Source organism: Streptomyces sp. NPDC042336 (assembly GCF_055581985.1).
This window is the reverse complement of record NZ_JBVJEA010000006.1, coordinates 182,486-205,771: the sequence shown is the minus strand read 5'-3', so window position 1 is coordinate 205,771 and position 23,286 is coordinate 182,486. Positions and strand designations below refer to the sequence as shown.

General features: G+C 72.1%; 20 protein-coding genes. 4 read left to right on the top strand and 16 right to left on the bottom strand.

Annotated elements, in window-relative coordinates:
* The first annotated feature begins 288 nt into the window (after positions 1 to 288).
* On the top strand, positions 289 to 510 hold the full coding sequence (locus ACZ6IM_RS15745) for a hypothetical protein (protein ID WP_052841311.1): 222 nt from the start codon (positions 289 to 291) through the stop codon (positions 508 to 510).
* 16 nt (positions 511 to 526) lie between these two features.
* Here ACZ6IM_RS15745 and ACZ6IM_RS15740 read toward each other — a convergent pair whose 3' ends face one another.
* From ACZ6IM_RS15740 to ACZ6IM_RS15720, 5 genes are all read right to left on the bottom strand, one after another.
* A complete protein-coding gene (locus ACZ6IM_RS15740; RefSeq protein ID WP_469557002.1) occupies positions 527 to 1,948 on the bottom strand; it encodes a cellulose binding domain-containing protein in 1,422 nt (473 codons plus the stop codon).
* Positions 1,945 to 3,564, bottom strand: coding sequence for a beta-N-acetylhexosaminidase (locus tag ACZ6IM_RS15735; protein ID WP_469557000.1), 1,620 nt, complete (start codon positions 3,562 to 3,564; stop codon positions 1,945 to 1,947). The genes ACZ6IM_RS15740 and ACZ6IM_RS15735 overlap by 4 nt, the downstream gene beginning before the upstream one ends.
* A gap of 114 nt (positions 3,565 to 3,678) precedes the next feature.
* Positions 3,679 to 4,536 carry a carbohydrate ABC transporter permease gene (locus ACZ6IM_RS15730; protein ID WP_052841314.1) on the bottom strand — a complete coding sequence of 286 codons (858 nt, stop codon included), beginning with the start codon at positions 4,534 to 4,536 and terminating at the stop codon, positions 3,679 to 3,681.
* On the bottom strand, positions 4,533 to 5,465 hold the full coding sequence (locus ACZ6IM_RS15725) for a carbohydrate ABC transporter permease (RefSeq protein WP_469556998.1): 933 nt from the start codon (positions 5,463 to 5,465) through the stop codon (positions 4,533 to 4,535). The genes ACZ6IM_RS15730 and ACZ6IM_RS15725 overlap by 4 nt, the downstream gene beginning before the upstream one ends.
* Positions 5,466 to 5,509: 44 nt before the next feature.
* Positions 5,510 to 6,778, bottom strand: coding sequence for an extracellular solute-binding protein (locus tag ACZ6IM_RS15720; RefSeq protein WP_469556996.1), 1,269 nt, complete (start codon positions 6,776 to 6,778; stop codon positions 5,510 to 5,512).
* Positions 6,779 to 7,005: 227 nt separating this feature from the next.
* Here ACZ6IM_RS15720 and ACZ6IM_RS15715 point away from each other — a divergent pair, with 227 nt between their 5' ends.
* Positions 7,006 to 7,851 (top strand): GntR family transcriptional regulator, encoded by an 846-nt coding sequence (locus ACZ6IM_RS15715; protein ID WP_052841317.1) that lies wholly within the window; start codon positions 7,006 to 7,008, stop codon positions 7,849 to 7,851.
* 165 nt (positions 7,852 to 8,016) lie between these two features.
* Entirely contained in the window at positions 8,017 to 9,438 is a 1,422-nt protein-coding gene (locus ACZ6IM_RS15710) for a Gfo/Idh/MocA family protein (protein WP_469556994.1), read from the top strand.
* 51 nt (positions 9,439 to 9,489) lie between these two features.
* On the opposite strand, the gene ACZ6IM_RS15705 is transcribed toward ACZ6IM_RS15710, so the two are convergent.
* Complete coding sequence (locus ACZ6IM_RS15705) at positions 9,490 to 10,242, bottom strand: hypothetical protein (protein WP_469556992.1); 753 nt, start codon at positions 10,240 to 10,242, stop codon at positions 9,490 to 9,492.
* A gap of 330 nt (positions 10,243 to 10,572) precedes the next feature.
* Between ACZ6IM_RS15705 and ACZ6IM_RS15700 the strand changes: the two genes are divergently transcribed.
* Positions 10,573 to 10,776 (top strand): cold-shock protein, encoded by a 204-nt coding sequence (locus ACZ6IM_RS15700; RefSeq protein ID WP_019330262.1) that lies wholly within the window; start codon positions 10,573 to 10,575, stop codon positions 10,774 to 10,776.
* 111 nt (positions 10,777 to 10,887) lie between these two features.
* Here the strand turns inward: ACZ6IM_RS15700 and ACZ6IM_RS15695 are convergent, their stop codons facing one another.
* The 10 genes from ACZ6IM_RS15695 to ACZ6IM_RS15650 form a co-directional block, all read right to left on the bottom strand.
* Complete coding sequence (locus tag ACZ6IM_RS15695; RefSeq protein WP_469556990.1) at positions 10,888 to 11,721, bottom strand: alpha/beta fold hydrolase; 834 nt, start codon at positions 11,719 to 11,721, stop codon at positions 10,888 to 10,890.
* A 43-nt stretch (positions 11,722 to 11,764) separates the two neighbouring features.
* The gene (locus ACZ6IM_RS15690; protein WP_469556989.1) at positions 11,765 to 12,580 is read right to left on the bottom strand and encodes an SAM-dependent methyltransferase; all 816 of its coding nucleotides are present in this window, start codon (positions 12,578 to 12,580) and stop codon (positions 11,765 to 11,767) included.
* Between the two features lie 140 nt (positions 12,581 to 12,720).
* On the bottom strand, positions 12,721 to 13,629 hold the full coding sequence (locus tag ACZ6IM_RS15685; protein ID WP_052841322.1) for an SMP-30/gluconolactonase/LRE family protein: 909 nt from the start codon (positions 13,627 to 13,629) through the stop codon (positions 12,721 to 12,723).
* 114 nt (positions 13,630 to 13,743) lie between these two features.
* Positions 13,744 to 14,325, bottom strand: coding sequence for a TetR/AcrR family transcriptional regulator (locus ACZ6IM_RS15680; protein WP_052841323.1), 582 nt, complete (start codon positions 14,323 to 14,325; stop codon positions 13,744 to 13,746).
* A gap of 30 nt (positions 14,326 to 14,355) precedes the next feature.
* Entirely contained in the window at positions 14,356 to 15,510 is a 1,155-nt protein-coding gene (locus ACZ6IM_RS15675) for a YncE family protein (protein ID WP_469556986.1), read from the bottom strand.
* Positions 15,507 to 16,142: an ankyrin repeat domain-containing protein gene (locus ACZ6IM_RS15670; RefSeq protein ID WP_469556984.1), complete on the bottom strand. Its 636-nt coding sequence runs from the start codon at positions 16,140 to 16,142 to the stop codon at positions 15,507 to 15,509. The genes ACZ6IM_RS15675 and ACZ6IM_RS15670 overlap by 4 nt, the downstream gene beginning before the upstream one ends.
* A gap of 682 nt (positions 16,143 to 16,824) precedes the next feature.
* Complete coding sequence (locus ACZ6IM_RS15665; protein ID WP_052841326.1) at positions 16,825 to 17,478, bottom strand: maleylpyruvate isomerase N-terminal domain-containing protein; 654 nt, start codon at positions 17,476 to 17,478, stop codon at positions 16,825 to 16,827.
* Positions 17,479 to 17,570: 92 nt separating this feature from the next.
* Positions 17,571 to 19,094 (bottom strand): glycerol kinase GlpK, encoded by a 1,524-nt coding sequence (gene glpK / locus ACZ6IM_RS15660; protein WP_052841327.1) that lies wholly within the window; start codon positions 19,092 to 19,094, stop codon positions 17,571 to 17,573.
* Between the two features lie 113 nt (positions 19,095 to 19,207).
* Complete coding sequence (nadE, locus tag ACZ6IM_RS15655; RefSeq protein ID WP_052841328.1) at positions 19,208 to 20,038, bottom strand: ammonia-dependent NAD(+) synthetase; 831 nt, start codon at positions 20,036 to 20,038, stop codon at positions 19,208 to 19,210.
* 134 nt (positions 20,039 to 20,172) lie between these two features.
* Positions 20,173 to 23,181 (bottom strand): 3-keto-alpha-glucoside-1,2-lyase-like domain-containing protein, encoded by a 3,009-nt coding sequence (locus ACZ6IM_RS15650; protein ID WP_469556982.1) that lies wholly within the window; start codon positions 23,179 to 23,181, stop codon positions 20,173 to 20,175.
* Positions 23,182 to 23,286 lie beyond the last annotated feature (105 nt).

Below are 23,286 nucleotides of genomic sequence, written 5' to 3'. Positions count from 1 at the left end.
GAGGCCAGCTACCGGCTGGGCGTACCTCTGCCGCCGATCACACGACATCGGCGTTGACCGGGAGTAAATCGACCGGGTCCAGGCCCTGTCAAGGGTTCGAAACGAGAGAGGCCATGCATGAAGGTGATCGAAATCAGCTCGTACGGTGCAGAATCAATCATCAGGCGTCGGTTCCCGGATGTCCGGGAACGATGGATACGAGCCGGACGGGAGCCGTGATCACGCGGCTCCCGCGGGGCTGGTAGCGTCGCGTGGTCGCGGCGGGCGGCGCGAGAGAGGTGTCGGTGCGTGGGAGAGCGGCAGGACCGTGACTGGACGGCGATGACGCCGGGCGACTTCGACCGGGACGCCCCCCTGGTCCTCAACGTGGGCACCGGCCCCGCCACCGTCCCGGCCGAGCCCGACGAGTACGGCACCGCCCCGCTGTTCGGCGAGACGGCACCGGCACCCGGCACCCGGCCGCGCCACCGGCGGGGACGGCCCGCGCCCGGTCAGGAGCGGCTGTTCTGACCGTCCCCGCCAGGGGTCACGGGGCGGGCACCTCGTCCACGAACCCGGTACCGGCGGCGCGGTACCCGGCGACCTTCGCGGCCACCTCGGCCGGGGTGAGCACCTGGTCCTTGACGTGCAGGACGTAGTCGACCTGCTGGTCGTAGGCGCGTGAGGACGTCGCGGTCTGGCCGTTCAGATCGATCAGCCACTGGTTGAAGTTGATCGACATCGGCCGCTCGGGCAGGTACTGCGCGTCATGCGTACCGAACAGCTGCCCGTCCACGTAGTAGGTGATGGCACCTGCGTCGATGGTCACCACCAGGTCGTGCCAGCCGTCGTAGCTGCCGCGCTGCTCGGAGTGCTGGTTGACGGCCTGCCAGGGGTCCGGGTCGTAGGTCTCCCAGGAGGTCGTGTAGAGGATGTTCGACGGCTCGCCCCAGCCGCCGTTCGGCAGGTACTCGAAGTCGTACTCGGCGTAGTCGTCGGCCATCGGCGCCTTGAGGTCGTTGATGGTGAAGAAGGTCTGCACCAAGTGGTCCCCGTCGGGCCCCGACTTGGGCGTGTCGGCGAACTTGACGCGCGCGGCGTAGGTGCCGTTCTTGAACTTCGTCGACTTGGTCAGGACCTCGGTCTGCGTGGTGGAGGCACCGGTTCCGGCGGTGGAGGTCTCCAGGTTCATCACCGAGTTGCCGCCCGTGGAGACGAAGGTGACCTTCGACGGGTCCCAGGTGGCTCCGGGCACGCCGGGCCCGCCGGAGTCGGAGCGCACGCTCCAGCCGTGCGCGGAGAGCGCGGGATCGGCGTGCGAGCCGTAGTCGAAGTCGTCGAACAGGCTCTGGCCGCCGCCGGGCGGATCGGTGGGGTCCGTCGGATCGGTGGGGTCGTTGCCCTCGGGAGCCGTCCCCCAGACGGTGGCGCCGGCCAGCTGGGCGGTGACCCTGTCCCAGTTCGCGTAAGAGGTCTGGCCGCCGCCGAAGGAGTAGTCGTCGCTCTGGCGCAGTGTCTGCCAGTTGCTCTGGTGGAAGCGCAGCTGCAGGTCACCGGTGTCCGCGCCGGGGGCCAGGGTGCCGGCCGCCGCCGTGAAGCCGATCTCCAGGTAGCGGTCGGCCGTCGCGGTCGGGTTGCCCAGGGTGCCGAACGTGCCGGTGACGGCGGCGCAGCCGCGCACCGCCCAGGAACAGGCGAAGCGGTAGGAGGCGCTCGGGGAGTCCGCCTTGAAGTAGTAGCGGATCCTCACCTCGCTCAACCGCACGGTGGACGAACCGGTGTTGCGGACCTTGAACCAGGGTTCCGCCTGGTCCGCGGCGGCCCCGCTCGCGCTGGTGCGGTACTGGACGGTGACGCCCTCGGCGGCGGGAGCGGCGTGGGCGGGGAGGGCGGTCAGGGCACCGCCGCCCAGGAGGACGGACAGGGCGAGCGCCAGGCGGGCGCGGCCCGCGGTGGGTCGGGTTCTCATGCGGGATCCTTTCGGCACGGCTCCCGGCGGCGCGGGAGCGTCGGTGGATGGTGCGTGGTGTGGGGGAACGTCAGGGGAAGCCCGGGCGGCGGGCCGGAGTGCGGGACGTCCAGGGCGTCCAGCCGGGCGCGGTGCCCGGCCAGCCGGCCCGTGAAGTCCCGCCAGCCCGACGTGCCGTCCCAGACCCGGTCGGCGAGCGCGCACAGCCGGGGGAAGGTGAGGTACTCGATGTGCTCGGGGGTCCGCACGAACTCCGTCCACAACTGGCCCTGGGCGCCCAGCACCCGGGAGGCCGCCTCCGGCGTCGGCGGTGCGAGGTCCACGTCGTGGACGGCGCGCAGGTCGACGATCATCCCGGGCTGGGCGGGCGGTTCGCCGGGGCCCGGGCCGCGCGCGTAGTCGAAGTAGGTCGCGCGGTGGTCGGCGTGCACGACCTGGTGTCCGCGCAGGGCCGCCGCCCGGGCGTGCGCCGGTTCGCGCCAGCTCATCACCGTGCAGTCCAGGGGGAGGGCTACGCCGCTCTCGGCCCAGACCACCGGCCTGCGTCCGGCGCGCACCAGGTGCTCGGACAGCCGCGCGATGAACCAGGGGTGCAGCGCACGGGGACCCGCCAGCCGCTCCCGGGCGGCGCGGGCCCGCGCCGCCGGGCTCCGTTCCCACTCCGTGGTGGGGACCTCGTCCCCGCCGATGTGCACGTACGGCGAGGGGAAGACGTCCATCACCTCGTCCAGGACGGTGCGGAAGAAGTCCAGGACGTGCTCGCCGGTGCCCAGGACGTTCTCGCACACGCCCCAGCGCGTCCACACGTCCAGTCGGCGGGTGGGGTCGGTGCCCAGCTCGGGGTAGGCGGCCAGGGCGGCGCGGACGTGCCCCGGCACGCCGGTCTCCGGCAGTACGCTCACGCCCCGCTCCGCCGCGTACGCGACCAGGTCCCGCAGCTCGGCACGGGTGTAGGAGCCGCCGTGCGGCACGCCGTCGAACCGGTCGCTGCCCGCGGGGCCCACCATCGACTCCGCGCGCCGGCCGCCGACCTCGGTGAGCCGGGGACGGGCGGCCACCGGCATCCGCCAGCCCTGGTCGTCGGTGAGGTGGAGGTGGAGGACGTTCAGCTTGTGCAGCGCGAGCAGGTCGACGTAGCGCCGCAGATAGGACACCGGCTGGAAGTGCCGGGCCACGTCGAGCATGGAACCGCGCCAGGCGTGGCGGGGTACGTCGGTGATCTCCACGGCCGGCAGCTCCCACGGCACCCCGCGCACCGGCCGCCCGGACAGGGCGTCGTAGGGCATGAGCTGCCGCACCGTCTGCACTCCGCGCAGGAGCCCGGCCGGGCGGGCGGCCCGCAGCAGGGCGCCCTGGGGGCTCACGGTCAGGCCGTACCCCTCCTCGCCGAGGCCGGTCAGCGCCGGGTCGAGGGCGAGCACGAAGGCGCCGTCGGTCGCGGAGTCCAGGCGCAGCCCGGTGGCCGGGGCGAGGAGGGTGCGCAGCAGGGCCGCGGCCGCACCGGCCCCCGGGGTGACCCGCAGCCGGGTCGTGCCGTCGAGGCGGAAGCGGCCGGAGCGGGTGGAGAGGCGGCGGGGACGGGGGACGAGGGCCAGTTCGGGGCGTGGCAGGTCCACGGGGCGACTCCGGTGGTCGGAGGTGGGCTACGGCGGGCGGGCGGTGCGTGACGGCGGGAAGGCGGTGCGCGAGGGTGGGGGAGAGGGGCGGGGAACGGCGGGCGGCTGACGCGGTCAGCCCTTGACGCCTCCCGAGGCGAGCCCGGCCGTCACATGCCGTTGCAGGGAGAGGAAGATGATCAGCGCGGGGAGCGCGAAGAGCGTGGCGGCCGCCATGGTGGCCCCCCAGTCGGTGCCGAAGGTCGACTGGAACGAGGAGAGCCACACCGGGAGCGTGCGGCTGTCCTGCTGCTTGATGATGAGGAAGTTGGCGTAGGTGAACTCGTTCCAGGCGGTGATGAAGCCGAACAGCGAGGTGGCCATGAGCCCCGGAGCCAGCAGCGGGAACGCCACCTTGCGGAACGCCCCGGCCCGGGTGCAGCCGTCGACCTGTGCCGCCTCCTCCAGCTCCCGAGGGATGCCCGCGATGAAGCCCCGCAGCACGACCACCGTGAACGGCAGCGTGATCATGAAGTAGATCAGGGTCAGCGTCGGGAGCCGGTCCAGCATCCCGGTGTCGCGGGAGATGATGTAGACCGGGATGATCAGCGACTCCCAGGGCGCCATCTGCGCGACGAACACCGCCAGCATGAACTGCCGGCGCCCGCGCCAGCGCATGCGGGCCACGGCGTAGGCGGCGCCGAGGGCGACCAGCAGGGCGAGCAGGACCGCGCTCAGGGTGACCAGGAGGCTGTTGCGCCAGAACAGCGCGAAGCCGTCGGCGCCGACCGCCTCGCGGAAGTGCTCGAGGGTCCAGGCGCGCGGCACCAGCCGGGGGTCGTAGGACTGGATGTCCGTCGACGGTGTGAACGCGGTCGTGACCATCCAGTACACGGGGAACAGGCAGACCACCACGGTGAGCGCGGCGGCGGCGTTCAGCGGGAGGCGGCGCAGCGCGCGGCGCACGGGGGGACGGGGACGCGGGGTGCTCACGGCTGCTCGCCCTCCTGACGGAACAGTTGGCGGAAGTAGAGGACCAGGACGCCGCTCATCAGCAGGACCGTGAGCATCGAGGCGGCCGAGCCCAGGTCGTAGCGCTGGTGTGCCAGCGCGGTCTGCACGGCGTACACCGGCAGGATGGTGGTGGCCTCTCCCGGCCCGCCGCGGGTCATCACCCAGATCTGCACGAACGCCTTGAACGTCCAGATCACTTCGAGGGACAGGACCAGCATGAAGATCGGCCGGACCAGCGGGAACGTGACGGAACGGAAGACGCGGGCGGCCCCCGCGCCGTCCATGCGCGCCGACTCGTACAGTTCCGCCGGCACCGTGACCAGCGCCGAGTAGAGCGTGATCGCGGCGAACGGCACGGACTGCCAGACGATCAGCACCACCACGATGCCGAACGCGGCCCCGCCGTGCGCGAACCAGGGATAGCCCTCGTACGACTCGAATCCGAGGCCGGTGAGGGTCTCGTTGACGATGCCGAACTCGGAGTGGAACAGCCACTGGAACACGGTGGTGGCCGCGACCACCGGTACCGCCCAGACCAGGACCAGGGAGCTGAGCACCACGGTCCTGGCCGCCCGGCCCAGCCGCTCGGTCATCAGCGCGACCAGGGTGGACAGCACCATGATCGCGACGACGTTGACCGCCATGAACACGAAGGTGCGGCGCACCACCTCCCAGAACTCCGGGTCGCCGAGCAGCGTCCGGTAGTTGCGCAGACCCACGAACTCGGCGTCACCCAGGATGAGTTGACGCAGCCGGAAGTCCTGGAAGGAGATGAGCACGGCGCGGGCCAGCGGATAGAGCAGCAGGTACAGCATGCCCAGCACGGCGGGGGCGACCAGCAGGTAGGGCCAGAGGGCTCCCCGGCCCGCCGTGCCGCGCGGCACGCTCCGCTCACGGACGGTCGACACGTCGCCTCCTGGTCTCGTGGTCGTGGTGTCGGGGACGACGGCGGTCAGGAGTCGCTGCCCAGCGTCTCGGTGATGGTCCGGGACGCCCCGGCCGCGGCGGACTCGGCGTCCTTGCCGGTGAGCACGGCCGTCGTGTACTCCTTGACCGGGTTCTTGGCCTCGACCGCCGCCCACTGGGGCGTGTTGGGCGTGGCGTGGCCGTTCGCGGCGCCGGCCGCCATGGCCGCCGTGCCCGGGTCGTCGGCCACGGCGCCCGCCAGGGTGGTCTTGTTCGGTACGTAGCTCATGGCGACGGCGAGCTTCTTCTGCCAGGCGTCACCGGTCAGCTCGCGGATGAGGGTGAACGCCTCCTCCTGGTGTGCGGCGACGGCCGGGACGACGAGGTCGGAGCCGCCGGTGAAGACGGCGCCCGGACGGTCGGCGGTCTTGCCGGGGATCGGGAAGAATCCCAGCTTTCCCTTGAGCTCGGGGTTCTGCTCCTCGATGACCTTCGCCCCGCCCGGCACGGCGATGATCTGTGCGACCTGCCCCTTCGCCATCACCTCCGCCTGCGGAGGCCGGGCCTCGTCCGAGTCCTTGGGGCCCTTGCCGAGGGCCTGGAGGCGCCGGTAGAAGTCCATGGCCCGCAGTGCCCCGGGGCTGTCGAGACCGCCCTTCCACTCGCCGTCGGACTTCACGGCCAGGTCGCCGCCCTCGTCCCAGACGAAGCCGGACAGCACGTACCAGTTCTGCCCCGGCAGGTAGATGCCCTGGGTCCCGCCCGTGTTCAGCTTGCGGGTGGCCTCGATCCACTGGTCCCTGGTCCTGATCCGCGCGGGATCGATCCCGGCCTTCTCGAACAGGTCGGTGCGGTGGATGACCACCCGGTTGGCCGCGTAGTAGGGAATGCCGTACTGCTTGCCCTCGTACGACCCGGGCTCCGCGAGACCTTCCAGCCAGTCGGCGCCGCCCAAGTCCCCGACCCGGTCGGAGAAGTCGGTGAGGCCGCCGCTCTGGGCGTACTGGGCGACCTGGGTGTTGCCGACCTCGATGACGTCCGGGGCGTCGTTGCTGGCCAGGGCCGCGGTCACCTTCTCGCCTATGCCTTCCCACTCCTGGATCTGGATCTTCACGTCGATGTCGGGGTGGGCCTTCTCGAAGCCCGTCTCGAACTCCTTCTGGAACTTCGCCGAGACGCTGTCACGCATGAGCCACACGTCGAGGGCGGTCCTGCCGTCCCCGGCGCCGTCGGAGGAGCCGCCGGACGAGGAGCAGGCGGCGAGCCCGGCGCTGAGCACCAGCGCGGAGAGCAGGGCGAGCGAACGGTACTTCACGGTTCACCTCTGGGAGAGCTGGAAGGGACGACGCACCCACACTTGACCAGTAAGGGGCGCTGGGCTTACCAGTCGGCGTTGGTCGAAGGTGGCATGGACCAATGAGGGCGTCAACCCCTCCCGTATGCCCGGGTTTTCGGCCGATCGGGATGCGGGGAGTGGCTGGTTTGCGCCTGATGTGGACAGGTAAGCTCGGCTGACCAGCAGACCAGTTACGGGAGTACTGCATGGAGATCGACGCCGCCGCCTCGGGTGCGGTGCTCAAGCGGGAGCGCGTCCGCGACGCCATCCTGGAACTCATCGAGGAACGGCGCCCCGGGGACGCCATCCCCTCCGAGCGCACCCTGTGCGCCGAACTCGGCGTGTCCCGGCCGACGTTGCGCGCCGCGGTCGACGAACTCGTGGTCGCCGGGCTGCTGGTGCGCGAGCACGGCCGGGGCATGTTCGTCGCCGCCGAGAAGATCACCCAGGAACTGGTCTCCGACCGCCGGGCCTTCAGCCTCCCCCAGGCCGCGGGCGCCTGGACCAGCAGGCTCCTTGAGGTCCGCACCCTGCCCGCGGGCGCCCGGGTGGGCCGCAAGCTGCGCATGTCGCCGGCGGCGCGGATCCACTACGTGGCACGTCTGCGGCTGGTCGACGGCTCGCCCATGGCCATCGAGTACCTGCACGTGCCGGCCGACCTCGTCTCGGACCTGACCAGTGAGGAACTGGAGCAGGGCGACCTGTACGAGCACCTGGGCGAGCGGCACGACGTCCGGGTCAGCGAGGCCGTGCAGTCCATCGAACCCACCGTGGTCACCCGCGCCGAGGCCGACCTGCTCGACGTGCCCGAACTCTCCCCGGCGCTGCTCTTCGAGCGCCTGACCACCGACACCGGGGGCCGGCCCGTCGAGTACGTGCACTCCCTCTACCGGGGCGACCGCTACCGGATCGTCTCCCGGCTCACCCTGGGCCCGCGTGACCGGACGCCGCCGTCGGACCACGGCCACCATCCGGGCATCCCGCCGGGGGACTTCACCACCAAGGACCCCGTCACGCTCTCCACTCGCGGGGTGGTGCAGGACGGGATGTAGCGGCACCCCAGGTGCGCGTAAGTGCTCGGAACGGCTTTGTATCGAGCACGTATTGACATGTCTCGGCTGACCCCGCAGAGTCATGCCCCGAAAGTGTTCGACAGCCCGACGTTGCCCGACCGCGCCCCGAACGTGATGCGAACCGCCACGAGGAGTGTTGCCGTCATGTCCGAAACGCCCGCTGTCTCACGCCGACTGCTCCTGGGCTCCGCCGCCGCCACCGGTGCCCTCGCGGCCGGGATCGGGGCCGCCGCCCCGTCCGCGTCGGCGGCCGAACAGGCGCCCCGCCGCAGGCCCGGCCAGAAGTCGATGACCGGCGTGCCCTTCGCCGCCCACAGAACCGTCCGCGTCGCGGTCATCGGCCTCGGCAACCGGGGCGGCGGCATGATCACCGGCTGGGCGGCCGTGCCCGGCTGCACCGTGACCGCCGTCTGCGACATCCGCGCCGACCGGGCCCAGCGTGCCGCCGACCGCCTGGAAAGCAAGGGCCACCCGCGTCCCGCCGAGTACGGCGGCTCCGCCGACTCCTACGCCCGGATGCTCCGCCGCGACGACATCGACCTCGTGTACGTCGCCACGCCCTGGGAGTTCCACTACGAGCACGGCCGGGCGGCGCTGCTCAGCGGCAGGCACGCCGTCGTGGAACTGCCCATCGCGACCGAGCTGCGCCAGCTGTGGGACCTCGTCGACACCTCCGAGCGCACCCGCAGGCACCTGCTCCTGTCCGAGAACTGCAACTACGGCCGCAACGAACTGGCCATGCTGAAGGCGGCGCACGACGGCCTGTTCGGAGACCTCACCAACGGCCACGGAGGCTACCTGCACGACCTGCGCGAACTGCTCTTCTCGGACACCTACTACACCGACTCCTGGCGACGGCTGTGGCACACCCGCAGCACCGCCTCCTTCTACCCCATGCACGGGCTGGCCCCGATCGCGGCGGCCATGGACGTCAACCGCGGCGACCGCATGACCACCCTGCGCGCCACCGCGACGGCCCCGAAGGGGCTGGCCGACTACCGGGCCCGCTTCGTCCCACGGGACCACCCGTCCTGGAAGGAGACCTACATCAACGGTGACCTGGTCACCTGCATGATCGAAACGGCGAAGGGCAGGACGATCCGCGCGGAGCACGACGTGAGTTCGCCCCGGCCCTACAGCCGGATCAACACCCTCGCGGGCAGCCGGGGCATCGTCGAGGACTACGCCGGACCCGCCCCGACCGGCGCCCGCATCTACGTGGAGCCGGACCACAGCGGCCACACCTGGCGCGACTTCGAGGGCTACCGCAAGGAGTACGACCACTGGCTGTGGCAGAAGGTCGGCGACGACGCCGCGAACAACGGCGGCCACGGCGGCATGGACTACGTCCTGCAGTGGCGCACGGTCCAGCTGATGCGCGCGGGTCTGGTACCGGACATCGACGTCTACGACTCGGCCGCCTGGTGCTCGCCCGTCCCGCTCAGCGTCATGTCGCTGGCCAAGGGCGGCCGCCCCGTCGAGATCCCGGACTTCACCCGGGGCGCCTGGCGTGAGCGCAGGCCCGGTCTGGACTCGGCGCCCACCGACATGCCGCCCGTCGGCTGAGCACGGCCCACGGGCACCACGCCCTGAGGGCGGTCGTCCCTCCGCGGCGGCCTACCGCGCCAGAACCTCCCGAGGGCCCATGACGATGACGGGCTCCTTGCCCGGGTCCAGGGCCGTCAGCAGCGCACGCATGTGCTCCTCGCTGAGGGACACGCAGGCGTTGGTCGGCCCGTCGTGGTCCACGTGGACCCAGACCCCGCCGCCCCTGTCCTCGCCCATGGGGCGGGTCTTGTCCAGCGGGGTGGTGCCCGGCACCCGGTTGTAGTCGATGGCGACCACGTAGTCGAAAGACCCCTCCAGGGGCTCACCCAGGTACCCGGTACCCGACACGGAGAACTCCGGGTCCTCGTCATAGGGGAGCAGGGTGCCCGGGTCGGGCAGCCGGCCCCCGGCGTCACTGAGGCCGAAGACGCCGATGGGCGTGTGCAGGTCGCCCGCCTCGTGGGCGTCGGTCCAGCCCCGCAGGCCGTTGTGGGCGGGCCAGGGACCGGCGACCGCGCGCCAGCCCTCGGCCGGGTACTGCTCGTAGAGCACCACCTGTGCGTCCGAGGAGTCCTCGGTCTCGCCGGTGACCACGAGGGCCTGCCGGGTGCCGTCCGGGAGGCGGTCCCGCATGACCGGCCCGACCCCGGGCAGCGGACGGGGGAAGGAGCGCGGGGGAGCGGGGCGCGGGGCCGCGGAACTCGCGGGTGCGTGCGCGTCCTGCGAGGAGACGCCCGCGGGCTCCCCGGTGCAGCCGGTGGCCAGCACGCCGGTGCACATGACAGCGCCGATCACCAGGGCCAGCGCTTTCCTGACGGTCATATCGATCTCCGACTCCGTGGGTGGACTCTTCATAGCTAGACCACTTCAGGAACCGGGGTGTGCGGCCGCCTCGCCGTCTCCCCCGGATGGCGCAGCGGCGGGCCGCGCGGCGGGGACCGAGGCCGCGTGTCGGCAACAAGGTTCGTGCTCACACCCCTTACTCACTGGTGGGGCTCGGACATGCCGTGTAGCGTCAGCAGCAGATGTCGTGGTTCGCCCAGACCGCCCGCGCCGGAGTGCGGGCGGTTTGCTGTGCAATGCCGGAGGACCAGGACGACCACCTCCGGGTTCGCGCGGTGCGGATCCGATATCGGCTGAAAGGCAAAAGGCATGGCCAGCGGAACCGTCAAGTGGTTCAACTCTGAAAAGGGCTTCGGCTTCATCGCGCAGGACGGCGGCGGCCCCGACGTCTTCGCGCACTACTCCAACATCAACGCGACGGGCTACCGCGAGCTGCAGGAAGGCCAGGCCGTCACCTTCGACATCACCCAGGGCCAGAAGGGCCCGCAGGCGGAGAACATCACCCCCGCCTGATCGGGAGATCGCCGAGCAGGGCGGGGTCCTGGGGAACGCTCGTTCCCCCGGGACCCCGCCCTGTGGCATGTCGTCCCGCGAGGGACGGGCGACGCGCGGGACGGGCGGCCGTCAGCGAACGCCGCGGAAGAAGTCGAGCAGGGCGGCCGTCAGCTCGGCGGGCGCGTCCTCCTGGACCAGATGGCCCGCGTGGGCGATCGGCTCCCACCGGGCACCGGGGACGAGACCGGCCAGTTCGCGGCCCTTGGCCACGGGGATCCAGGCGTCCTCCTCGCCCCAGCAGATCAGCGTCGGGACGTCGATCCCCGCATACCCGTCCTGGATCTCGTCCGTGTACCGCTGGTCCGCCTGGGCGATCTGCCGGTAGAAGGCCGGCCGCCCCGTTTCGCCGAGCCAGGGTTCGACCAGCCGGTCCAGGACCGCCGGGTGCAGTCCCGGGCCGCCGGTGGAGCCGACGTACTCGCGCACCAGCGCCCGGTGCAGCGCCTCGGGCAGCTGCTCGAAGACCTCGGCGTGCTCGCGGACGAGCCGGAAGAACGGCGACCCCCAGGGCGCCAGCGCGACCGGGTCGACCAGGGCGAGCGCCCCGTACCGGGCGCCGTGCAGCAGATGCGCCCGCAGGGCGACGGCGCCGCCGAAGTCGTGCGCGGCCACGAGGGGCTCCGCCAGCCCCCAGTGGTCCAGCAGCCGGGCGAAGACCTGGCCCTGCGCGGCCAGGGACACGTCCTGTCCGGCGCTCTTCTCCGACAGCCCGTAGCCGGGCATGTCCCAGACGAACACCTGATGGTGACGCCCCAGCGAGCGGGCCACCGCGCGCCAGACGTACGAGGAGAACGGCGTGCCGTGCAGCAGCACCAGCGGGCGCCCGTCCGGGGCGCCCAGCCGGTTCCAGCGGACGGTGCCCGAGGCGCCGGCGAACGACTCGGGCAACGGCCATGCGGACATGGTGCGGGTTCCTCTCGGTCCGGCGCGGGTCAGGTCGTCCGCGTCAGGGCTTGCGCGCGAGTCCGCCGTGTTCGCCGATCGGCTTGGCGTCGTCGGCGTCCGCGTCCGGACGCCACTGGGTCACCGGGACGACGCCCGGCTCCACCAGCTCCAGCCCGTCGAAGAACGCGGCGATCTGGTCGACGGTGCGCAGGATGTACGGCGCGGCACCGCTCTCGTTGTAGGCGTCCTGGGCCCGGTCGAACTCCGGGTCGATACCGCGCGAGCCGTCGTTGATCGAGAGGTAGCTGCCGGACGGCAGGGCGCCGACGAGCCGGGCGGCGACGGAACGCGCTCGGTCGTAGTCCGGGATGTGGCCCAGGATGTTGCTGAGGATCAGGGCGATGGGCTTGTCGAAGTCCAGCGTCTCGGCGGCCGCCGCGAGGACGGTGTCGGGGTCGAGTACGTCGGAGTCGATGTACGCGGTCGCTCCCTCGGGGGTGGAGTACAGCAGCGCGCGGGCGTGGGCCAGGACCATCGGGTCGTTGTCGACGTAGACGATCCGGCTCTCGGGCGCGATGCGCTGGGCGACCTCGTGGGTGTTGTCGGCGGTCGGCAGACCGGTGCCGATGTCGAGGAACTGCCGGATGCCCGCCTCGGCGACCAGGTGGGTGATGTTGCGGCGCAGGAACGCGCGGCTGCTGCGGGCGACGGTGACGATGCCGGGGAAGACGGCGGTGTAGGCGTCCCCGGCCTGCTCGTCGACCGGGTAGTTGTCCTTCCCGCCGAGCCAGTAGTTCCAGATCCGGGCCGAGTGCGGCACGGACGTGTCGATCTTCTGCTGCGCGGCGTGGCCGGGAGTCGTCGAGGGGTCGCTCATGGGTGCGGTCCGTCTTTCAGCCGAGGCGTGGGTGCTTGACCACAACCTACGTCGCAACGGCCCCTTTCTGTACACCGGTTGGCTGACGGACACCGACGGGCCCGGCCGGGGCCGGGATGCCGTCGGGACGGTGGCGCCCCTCAGACGCGCGGCGCGCCCGTCACCGACATCACCAGTGAGTACAGGGACGTGGTGGCCGTGATGAACAGACGGTTGTCCTTCGGACCGCCGAAGGTGATGTTGGAGACGGGCTCGGGCACGCGGAGACGGCCGATGAGCGTGCCGTCGGGGTCGTAGCAGTGGACGCCGTCGTGCAGTGCGGCGGCCCACAGGCGGCCCTCGTCGTCGAAGCGGATGTTGTCGAAGTGCACGTCCCCCCGGCCCTCGGCGAAGACCCTCCGGCCGGACAGGGTGCCGTCCTCCCGGACGTCGAACGCGTGGATCCGGGCGGCCCGCGAGTCGGAGACGAACAGCCGCCGCTCGTCGGGGGAGAGGATCACGCCGTTGGGCCCGTCGAACCCGTCGGCGGCGAGGTGTACGTCCCCGGACACCGGGTCGATCCGGTACACGTTGCACGCGCCGATCTCGGACTCGGCACGATGGCCCTCGTAGTCGCTGGTGATGCCGAAGTCCGGGTCGGAGAACCAGATGGTGCCGTCCGAGCGGACGACGGAGTCGTTCGGACTGTTGAGCCGCCTGCCGTCGAAGCGCTCGGCGAGGACGGTCACCGTCCCGTCGGGTTCGGTGCGGGTGACTCGCCGGTTTCCCTGCTCGCAGGTGACCAGGCGGCCCCGCCGGTCGAGGGTGTTGCCGTTGCTGTGGCCCGCCGGAGTGCGGAAGACGCCGACCGAGCCGGTGGCCTCGTCCCAGCGCAGGATGCGGTCGTTGGGGATGTCGCTCCAGATCAGCTGGCGCCAGGCGGGTAGGTACAGCGGGCCCTCGGCCCAGCGGCAGCCGTCGTACAGGACCTCCAGCCTGCTGTCTCCGTTCGCACAGCGTCCGATGCGGAAGCGGTCGTCCAGGATCTCGTACGGGCCGTCGGTGGACATGGTGTCCTCTCAGCGCGGGTGATCAGTACCTCGTTCAACGTAGCCCGGGAGCTGCGCGAACAGCACGTCAACGGTGGTAAAGGAGACCTTCTTCGAACGGCCGTCGGGCGCCGGCTAGAGAGCCGGCGGCCCGGACCGTTCGGACAGGGCGCGCAGCACGTCGAAGCACTCGGTGAGCAGCGGTCGCAGAGCCGGCTTCCGCTCCTCGTCGATCCAGCGGCCGAAGGCGACCTTGAGTACGGCGATCGCCGCCTCGGCGGCCAGCCGCGCCGTCAGCTCGTCCACGCCGCGCTCACGCAGCGCGCCGGTGAGCGCGCCGGACAGGGACGCGAGCTTGGTCAGCTCCCTCTCCCGCAGCTCCGCGTTGGCGTCGATGACGCCCTGCCGCAGGCGGACCAGATCGCCGCGCTCCTCGAAGGCGCCCGCCGCGGCGCCGAGGGCCGCGGCCACCGCCTCCATCGGCGTCGCCGTCGGAGGTGCCGCGGCGACGGCGCCCACGCACAGCTCCTCCAGCCGGCCGGAACCGCCGAAGAGGACCTCGCGCTTGTCCGCGAAGTGCCGGAAGAACGTCCGTTCCGTCAGGCCCGCACGCTTGGTGATCTCGGCCACGGGGGTCTGCTCGTAGCCGCGCTCCACGTACAGCTCCAGCGCCGCCTGCTCCAGGCGGCCGCGCGCGTTCGGCTCCCATCGACCCATGCCGCGGAGTCTACGCGAGGGCAGGCACTGTCATGCCGGACGAGGCGGCCCCTGGCCGTCGCCGAGGACCGCGACGGCCAGGGGCCGCTCGCCCACCGGCAGCCGGGTCACCCGGCCGGTGCCGACCTCGACGACGCTCAGGCCGTTCCAGTAGCCGTCGCGGGTGAAGCCGCCCGAGACGTAGGCGGTGCCGCCGTCGGCGGAGAGGGCGACGGTCTCGTGCGGGCCGTCCAGGGGGATGATCCGTTCGTCGCCGTCGGGCGTGCGGACGGTCAGGGACGGGCCGTCGTCCTCGTCCGGGTCGATCGGGCCGGTACCCACCACGTAGAGCGTGCCGTCGGTGCCCGCCGTGACGCCGTGCTGGTGGGTGTCGGCGGTCATGTCCTCGATGTCGACGCGCCCGGTGCCGGGGTCGACCACCGCCAGGCGCTCGCCCTCGAAGGGCAGCAGCAGGGCTCCGTCGGAGGGGCGTACGGCGGTGTAGTGCGGCTTGAGCCAGGAGCCGAGGCCGCCCTCCGTGCCGTACGGGGCGACCTCGATGCGGCGGGTCGTCCAGGCGTCGGTGTCGACGACGCTCACGTCGAACGAGTCGTGGTTGGTCGCGTAGACCTGCCGCCCGTCACGCGAGACGTCGACGTCGAAGGGGCGGCGGCCGACCGGCACGACCCGCGTCACCTGCCGCCGCCCGGTGTCGACCACCTCCAGCGTGCCGTTGCCGCCGGGGACGTTGACTCCGACGTAGAGGCGGCGGCCGTCGGGGGACAGGGCGATGCCCATGCCGCCGCCCCGGTACTCGCCCGTCGTCACGGGTCCCGTGTCCGTCCGGTAGGGGATGAGGGCGGTGCGCTCGCGGGTGCGGGTGTCCACGGCGGCCACGCCTTCCGCGGTCGCCACCCACGCCGTGCCGTCCTCGCCCAGGGCGATCCCGTACGGCGCCGTCCCGACCCGTACCGAGCCCAGATCGGCCGCATCGCCCCGCCCGGCGGGGTCGACGAAGGTGACGGTGTCGGCGCCGAAGTCCGTGACCAGCAGGGTGCCTTCCGGAGTGCGCGGTGCTGTGGTGGAGGGCGGGGTGGGCGCCGGGGACACGGACCTGTCGCCGCCTCCGTCCGACGCGCATCCCGCCAGCGTCGCGGTGAGGGCGGCCAGGGCGGCGAGGCGGCCCGCGAGGGAACGCCGGTTCACCGCCGGCCACCCTCCGCGCGTGACTCGGCCCGGCGCAGCAGGTCCGCGATGGCCACGAAGCCCCTGCGCTCGGCATGGGCACGGGCCGTGAGACCGTCGCCGTCCGGCAGTGAGGGGTCGGCGCCCGCGGCGAGCAGGGCGGCCACGACGTCCAGGTGCGTACGGTCGCCGTCGCCGAGGACGACCGCTTCGAGGAGCGCCGTCCAGCCGAGCCGATTGACGTGGTCGACGTCGATGTCCGTCTCGGCGAGCACCGTCCGCACGTAGGCCACGTGGCCCCGTTCGCTCGCCGGGATCACCGAGACGCCGCCGAAGCGGTTGGTGAGCGTGAGGTCCGGACCGCCGGGCAGCAGCGCCCGCATCATCGCGACGCTGCCCGTGACCCCGGTGACCAGCCACGCGCTGTCGTCCCGCGCGTCCTGCGCGTTGACGTCCGCGCCGGCCGCGACCAGGACCTCGGCGACCGCGACCCGGTCGGCCAGGGCCGCCCGCAGCAGCGGCGTGCGGCCCTGTTCGTCGCGCAGCTCCCGGTCGGCACCGGCCCGCAGCGCCGCCCGGGCGGCGTCGGCGTCACCGCGGCGAACGGCGTCCGACAGGGCGAGGTCGGCGGGGGTGGGTGGCTTGGCGGTCATGGTGGGACAGCTCCGCGGTGTCGGGGACGTATGCCTCCAGCTTGGGCCCGCGGAGCAACCACGCGGGTCGACGCACCGGCTCCTTCCCCCCGGCCGGACGGACGACGGCCCTGTCGTCCAATCGGACGACCCCCCGACCGACCCCCACGGACCCACCGGCCCCCCCCCGACCGACCTCCACGGACCCACCGGCCCACCGCCCGGCCTACCCGGGCCCCGGACCGCCCACGGGAAGGCCGCCGGGCGGCCCACCGGGCCGGCGAACGGCCTAAGGGCTCACCTGACCGCCGCCGGAACGCCCCTCGGCTCACCGGCCCGCCCCAGGAGGGCCGCCGGACGGCCACCGGAACCGCCGGACGGCCTACGGGCCCACCGACCGGCCCATGGCCCCCCCGGCCCACCGAACGGCCGGCGGGCCCACGGGACCGCCGCCGGACGGCCGCCGCACCACCGGACCGCTGCCGGACGGCCACCGGCCCACCGGACCGCCGCCGGACGGTTCCCTGGCTCACCGGACCGCCGCTGGTGGGCCACCGGACGGCCACCGGAACCGCCGGACCGCCGCCGGACGGTTCCCTGGCTCACCGGACCGCCGCTGGTGGGCCACCGGCTCACCGGACCGCCCGCCGGGCCAACCGCCGGACGGCCCACCGGCCCGGCCCGGCGCGCGGGACGCGGCGGGTCAGCCGACCGGGAAGGGGAGCCGCGCCGCCAACGCGCCCAGCGCGGCCGTCTCCGCCGCGGTCGGCGTCCGCCGTCCGGTGCCGATCAGCAGCGCGTCCCGGTCGGTGAACGAGGCGGGGAACGCCGCACCGACGACGCCCTCCAGCAGTTCCCGCGAGCGCCCGAGCCCCTCCGCGGGCGGCGCCGCCGCCTCCGGGAGGTGCGCGACCAGGTCGAGATGGTGCAGGGACCATTCCAGGACGTACGCGGAGAGGTAGTCGCCGGCCGTGAGCACCTGGCCCTGGGTGCCGACCCTGCCCGTGGGATCCGCGAGCGCCGCGGCGCGCCCGGCGGCGGAACCGACGTCGTCGAGATGGAACTTGAGCAGCCCCGGCTGCTCGTAGGCGGCGGCCAGGCGGACGACGAGCGCGTCGAGCGGGTCGTCCCCGGTCGGGGGCTCGACGACCCGCCAGTAGGTCACCGCGTCCCGGGTCGGCTCCTCGGCGGTCGGGGTGGCCAGGGTGATCAGGACGTCTTGGGCGTCGATGACCAGGTGGCAGACCAGGTCCCGGACGAGCCAGCCGGTGCAGCCGGAGGGCCGGGCGAAGTCCTCGTCGGAGAGGTCGGCGACCGCGGCGAGCAGCGCCGACCAGGAGCGGTTGAATAGATCCACGCCCGACAGCCAACACCACCGCCCGCCCGGGCGCGACCGCATTCGCGAGGGTGGGGCCCGGCCCGCCCGGTGCCGGTCGCACCGGTCCCGGATCAGCTTTCGGGGACCTTGACCCAGTCGAGGGTGCGTTCGACCGCCATCTTCCAGCCCGCGTACCCCTCCGCGCGCCTCTCCTCGGACCACCGCGGCTCCCAGCGCCTGGACTCGCTCCAGTGAGTGCGCAGTTCGTCGGTGTCCCGCCAGAAGCCCGTGGCCAGCCCCGCCGCGTAGGCCGCGCCGAGGGCGGTGGTCTCCGCGACGACCGGGCGGCTGACGGGAACGCCGAGCACGTCCGCCTGGATCTGCATGCACAGGTCGTTGGCGGTCACCCCGCCGTCGACCCTGAGCACGTCCAGGTGGACCGAGGAGTCCTGCTCCATGGCCTCGACGACGTCGCGGCTCTGGTAGCAGATGGCCTCCAGCGTCGCCCGGGCCAGGTGCGCGTTGTCGTTGTACCGGGCGAGGCCGACGATCGCGCCGCGCGCGTCGGAGCGCCAGTACGGGGCGAACAGGCCGGAGAAGGCGGGAACGAAGTACATGCCGCCGTTGTCCTCGACGGTGCGGGCGAGTTCCTCGCTCTCGGCCGCGGTCTTGATGATCTTCATCTGGTCGCGCAGCCACTGCACGGCGGACCCCGTCACCGCGATGGAGCCCTCCAGCGCGTAGACCGGGGGGTTGTCGCCGAACTGGTAGGCCACGGTCGTCAGCAGGCCGTGCTGGGAGCGGACCAGTTCGGTGCCGGTGTTGAGGACCAGGAAGTTGCCGGTGCCGTAGGTGTTCTTGGCCTCGCCGGGCGAGAAGCAGACCTGGCCGACGGTCGCCGCGTGCTGGTCGCCCAGCACACCGGTGATGGGCACGGCGGCGCGCAGCGGCCGGGAGGTGCGGGTCGTGCCGTACGCCTCCCGGTGCGAGGACGGGTTGATGGTGGGCAGCATGCCGCGGGGGATGCCGAAGAAGCCCAGCAGTTCGTCGTCCCAGTCGAGCGTCTCCAGGTCCATCAGCATGGTGCGGCTCGCGTTGGTCACGTCGGTGGCGTGGATGCCGCCGTCGGGGCCGCCGGTCAGGTTCCACAGGACCCAGGAGTCCGTGTTGCCGAACACCGCGTGTCCCTGTTCCGCCGCCTCGCGGACGCCGTCGACGTTCTCGAGGATCCACTGGATCTTCCCGCCGGAGAAGTACGTCGCGGGCGGCAGCCCCGCCTTGCGGCGGATGACGTCGCCCCGGCCCGACCGCTCCAGGTTGGCCGCGATGGCGTCGGTGCGGGTGTCCTGCCACACGATGGCGTTGTAGTAGGGGCGGCCGGTGCGCGGGTCCCAGACCACCGTGGTCTCGCGCTGGTTGGTGATGCCGATGGCCGCCAGGTCGTTCCCCGACAGTCCGCCGTTGCGCAGGGCGTTCTGCATCACCGAGTTGGTGCGCTCCCAGATCTCCACCGGGTCGTGCTCCACCCATCCGGAGCGCGGGAGGATCTGCTCGTGCTCCAACTGGTGCTTCGCGACCTCGTTGCCCCCGTGGTCGAAGATCATGAACCGCGTGCTGGTGGTCCCCTGGTCCACCGCGCCGATGAAGTCCGCCATGTTCGCTCCGCCTCTTTGGCCGGTGTCGGCCCTGGTTCGGGCACCCTTGGACAGACTAAGGCCGGTTCCGGCAAACCGCACATAAAGGACAGACCCGGCGCGGTGGCCGGCGGTCAGGGAGCGATCGGCAGCCGGCGCTTGTGGTCGGTCTGCCGGTAGCGGGTGAGGATCGTCTCGAAGACCTGCTCCTTCACCGGCTTGCCCTCCAGGAAGTCGTCGATCTCCTCGTAGGTCACGCCGAGGGCATCCTCGTCGGCCTTGCCCGGATCGAGGGTCTCCAGGTCGGCCGTCGGCACCTTCCGGACCAGCTCGGCGGGCGCTCCCAGCGCGTCCGCGACGGCACGCACCCGGCGCTTGGTGAGGCCCGTCAGCGGTACGAGGTCGGCGGCACCGTCGCCGAACTTGGTGAAGAAGCCGGAGACCGCCTCGGCCGCGTGGTCGGTGCCGACGACCAGGCCGCCGTGCGCCCCGGCCACCGCGTACTGCGCGATCATGCGCTGCCGGGCCTTGATGTTGCCGTGCACGAAGTCCTGGTGGCTCGCGTCGCGGAAGGCCACGTCGGCGGCGAGCAGGGCGTCGAGCGCAGCGTCGCTCGCGGGCTTGATGTCCACGGTCAGTACGTGGTCGGCCCGGATGAACGACAGGGCGAGCTGGGCGTCGTGCTCGTCGGCCTGGACGCCGTGCGGCAGCCGCATCGCGTAGAAACGGGCCTCGTGCCCCGCGGCGCGGGCCCGCTCCACGGCGAGCTGGCACAGTCTGCCCGCGGTGGTCGAGTCCACCCCGCCGCTGATCCCGAGCACGAGCGCGCGCAGACCGGTGGAGGTCAGCCGCTCGGCGAGGAAGGCCACCCGGCGCTCGATCTCCTGTTCGGCGTCGAAGGTCTCCGCGACCTCCAGTTCCCGGGCGATCTCCTTCTGCAGGGCGATGGACGCCGGCTCGCTCAATTCCGCTCCTTGTTCGACGGGCAGGGCAGTTCTCGATTCACCCTACCCACAGGCGTCCGGGGAACTCGGACCCACCGTCCGGTGGGGCGGGAGGTGCGGGGCGGCCGTCAGGGGCCGCCCCGCACGGCTGCGGGTCAGTCCAGCGGTTCGACCCGGATGTCGCGGAACCGGACCTTGTTCCCGTGGTCCTGCAGCCGGATCGCCCCGGCGGCCGGTGTCTCGGCCCGGCCCGCCGCGGTGGGCCCGTCGAGCGCGACGTCGTCGTGGACCGTCCTGCCGTTCCACACCACCGTCACCCGCGCGTCGGCGGTCTTGGCGCCGTTCTCGTCGAAGCGGGCGGCACGGAAGACGATGTCGTACGTCTGCCAGGTCTCCGGGGCCGTCGCCGCGTTGGTGTCGGGTGCCTTCTTCAGGTAGATCGCCCCGGCCTCGTTGGTGTCCAGGGTGGTGTCACCGTAGGAGTCGAGGATCTGCAGCTCGTAGCGGTCCTGGAGGTAGATGCCGCTGTTGCCGCGGTCCTGGCCGGTCACGTCGTCCGGCAGCAGGGGTACGCGGAACTCCACGTGCAGTTTGAAGTCCTGGTAGGCGTCCTTGGTGCGGATGTCGCCGCAGCAGACCTCCATCGACCGCTCCTCGGCCAGCGGCCAGGCCACCTTCCTGCCGTCCGTGTGCTGCCACTGTTCCTGGGAGGCGGCGGTGCCGTCGAACAGGGCGACCGGGGCGCCGTGCGGGCGCACGGTGATCAGGTCGAGGTTGACGTGCCCGGTGTCGCCGGGGTCGTAGCGGTAGGAGACCGTGTTGTGTCCGGCGCGCAGCCGCAGTGACTCGGTCCGGGTGGACCAGGTGTCCCAGTCCCCGGTGGAGGGGAGCTGGGTCTGGCGGACCTTCTTCCCGTCGGCGTACAGGGAGAGCGACTTGGTGCCCTCGAAGGGGTTCGGGCCGTTGGAGTAGCGCAGGCCCACGTCGTAGGTGCCTGCCTTGGGGACGGTCACGTCGAACGTCGTGGTGGCCTTGCCCTCGGTGGCGTAGCGGTCGACGAAGCCGCTGCCGGAGTAGCCGGCGTGGTCGGTGTTGATGCCCGCCTTCCCCGTCAGCCGCGCCTCCTCGGCCTCGTACAGGGTGGCCGCCGGCGGCTGCTTGCCGGGCATCTCGTTGAGGGTGTACCAGGCCTCGGTGCTCCACAGCGTCTCACCGGAGGCCGAGGTGAACGGCCGCGGGGAGCGCACGTGCACGACGCGGTCCGGCCTCAGGCCGTCCAGCCGCAGCCGCACGGTGCGGCCGTCGTCCGAGAGCGTCGCGGACCGCACGGCCAGCTCCTCCTGGGCGATCTTCGGGCCGCCGTAGTCGCCGGTCGGCGTGTAGCGCCACTGCTCGGCCTCGTAGCGGGAGGCGAGCTCCGCGGCCGTCTCCTCGGACACCGGCTGGGTGTACGTGAAATCGAAGCCGCCCGGCACGGCCCGCATCCTCTGGACGTCGAAGGTGTTTCCGCCGTTGGGTGTCAGTTTCTGCAGGCCGAACTTCAGCTTGCCCTCCTGCCCCCAGTTTCCGTCGGCGCCCAGGCCGCCGGTGTAGATGGCGCCGTCGGGGCCCATGGAGACCCGGTTGACGCCCGCCTCCAGGCCCTGGGTGTAGCGGAAGACGGCGCCCTGGTACTGCCCCTTGACCTTCTCCAGGTAGGCGCGCTGCAGACCGCCGTAGGTGACGTCACCGATCAGCATCTGGCCCGCGAACCTGCCCTTGGTGAGGTACAGCGGGGTCGAGGGCGAGTTGCCGATCTCGTTCTGCGGCAGCCACAGCACCGGCTCGGTGACGGGGGAGCCCTCGAAGGGTCCGGCGGGCTCGGTGTAGTGGTTGAAGAAGCGGTCCTGCTTGATCTGGACGAGCTTCGAGGCGGGCAGCCAGCCGCCCTGGTTGTCGGTGGCGAACAGGTCGCCGCCGGGACCCCAGCCGATGCCGTTGGGCGTGCGCAGCCCGCCCGCGACCGGGCTGATCTTCCCCGTCTTCTTGCTGATCCTGTACGTCGTCCCGCGGTTGGGCGCCGGCTGCGGGGTGGTGGTGGCGCCGCCGAGGTCGATGGCGACGGAGAGGTTCACGTAGAAGTAGCCGTCGCGGTAGAGCAGGCCGAACGCGAACTCGTGGAAATTGCCGCCATAGGGCCAGGTGGCGACCGTGCGGTACTCGTCGGTCACGTCGTCTCCGTCGCGGTCGACGAGCCGGGTCAGCTCGTGCTTCTGCGAGACGTAGAGCGAACCGTCCACGTACTTGATGCCCATGGGCTCGCGCAGCCCGCTCGCCACCTTCTCGACACTCACCTTGTCGCGGCTGGTCTCACCGGTGACGTTGTCCAGGAGGTAGACCTCTCCGGCAACGTTGTCGGTGCCGCCCCAGGTGCTGATCGCCAGGCGGCCGTCGGGCAGCCAGTCCATGCCGGTGACCTGCGGTTCGAAGCCGTCGGGGCGCAGGTCGGTGAGGTCGAGGTCGGGGCGCACGGAGGTGAGCGGCAGACCGTCGCCGGGGGTGTCGCGCCCGGCCTCGCACTCCTTGCGGCCCGGTGCCGTCACCCGGACGACCCCGGCGTCGGTGCTCAGTGCCTCGGTGGGTACGACGGTGAACTCGCTCTCGCCCGGCGGCATCCAGGACAGCTGCAGCTGCTGGCCGCCGCCGCGGTCGAAGTGCTCGATGCGCAGCGGGTGCGCTCCCGCGGTGAGGTCGACCGTCCCGTCCTTGGGCTCCGCGCCGTGCAGCCCGTCGTGGTCGATCACCGTGGCGTCGTCGAGGGTCAGCCGGGAACCGTCGTCGCTGACCAGCCGGAACACATAGGTGCCGTCACGAGGGGCGACCAGGTAACCGGACGCCTGGGAGACGAAGTTGTCGGCGATGCCGCCGAAGTCGGCGGTGCTGGACCAGTCGACCGTCGGCATCAGCTTGTCGTGGTTGGGGGTCTGGCCCGGCTTGAGGGTGCACAGCTCGTTCAGTGGCGTCTGGACGTCGAACACGCGCAGGGTGACGCCGGGTTCCTGCGGCGGGATGTCGGCGGGCGCCGCCGAGGACGCCGGAGCGGCCCAGGCGCCGCCGAGCGCGACGGCCGACGTCAGCAGGAGGATGAGGTGTCTTCGGGCGCGCGAGAACAGCCGTGGGTGCATTGGTCCTCCGGGAGATGGGGGCCGGACCGTGCCGGATGTCGCTCCGGTCTTGTGCGGTAGGACGGACGTTCCGCCGCCAAGGTAGGAGACTTCCGCTCGACGTGT

What these genes read in the sequence shown, in the direction of transcription:
- ACZ6IM_RS15740 (WP_469557002.1), bottom strand. Translation starts at nt 1,948, where the DNA reads ATGAGAACCCGACCCACCGCGGGCCGCGCCCGCCTGGCGCTCGCCCTG.
- ACZ6IM_RS15715 (WP_052841317.1), top strand. Translation starts at nt 7,006, where the DNA reads ATGGAGATCGACGCCGCCGCCTCGGGTGCGGTGCTCAAGCGGGAGCGC.
- ACZ6IM_RS15710 (WP_469556994.1), top strand. Translation starts at nt 8,017, where the DNA reads ATGTCCGAAACGCCCGCTGTCTCACGCCGACTGCTCCTGGGCTCCGCC.
- ACZ6IM_RS15705 (WP_469556992.1), bottom strand. Translation starts at nt 10,242, where the DNA reads ATGACCGTCAGGAAAGCGCTGGCCCTGGTGATCGGCGCTGTCATGTGC.
- ACZ6IM_RS15700 (WP_019330262.1), top strand. Translation starts at nt 10,573, where the DNA reads ATGGCCAGCGGAACCGTCAAGTGGTTCAACTCTGAAAAGGGCTTCGGC.
- ACZ6IM_RS15695 (WP_469556990.1), bottom strand. Translation starts at nt 11,721, where the DNA reads ATGTCCGCATGGCCGTTGCCCGAGTCGTTCGCCGGCGCCTCGGGCACC.
- ACZ6IM_RS15690 (WP_469556989.1), bottom strand. Translation starts at nt 12,580, where the DNA reads ATGAGCGACCCCTCGACGACTCCCGGCCACGCCGCGCAGCAGAAGATC.
- ACZ6IM_RS15685 (WP_052841322.1), bottom strand. Translation starts at nt 13,629, where the DNA reads ATGTCCACCGACGGCCCGTACGAGATCCTGGACGACCGCTTCCGCATC.
- ACZ6IM_RS15680 (WP_052841323.1), bottom strand. Translation starts at nt 14,325, where the DNA reads ATGGGTCGATGGGAGCCGAACGCGCGCGGCCGCCTGGAGCAGGCGGCG.
- ACZ6IM_RS15670 (WP_469556984.1), bottom strand. Translation starts at nt 16,142, where the DNA reads ATGACCGCCAAGCCACCCACCCCCGCCGACCTCGCCCTGTCGGACGCC.
- glpK (WP_052841327.1), bottom strand. Translation starts at nt 19,094, where the DNA reads ATGGCGGACTTCATCGGCGCGGTGGACCAGGGGACCACCAGCACGCGG.
- ACZ6IM_RS15650 (WP_469556982.1), bottom strand. Translation starts at nt 23,181, where the DNA reads ATGCACCCACGGCTGTTCTCGCGCGCCCGAAGACACCTCATCCTCCTG.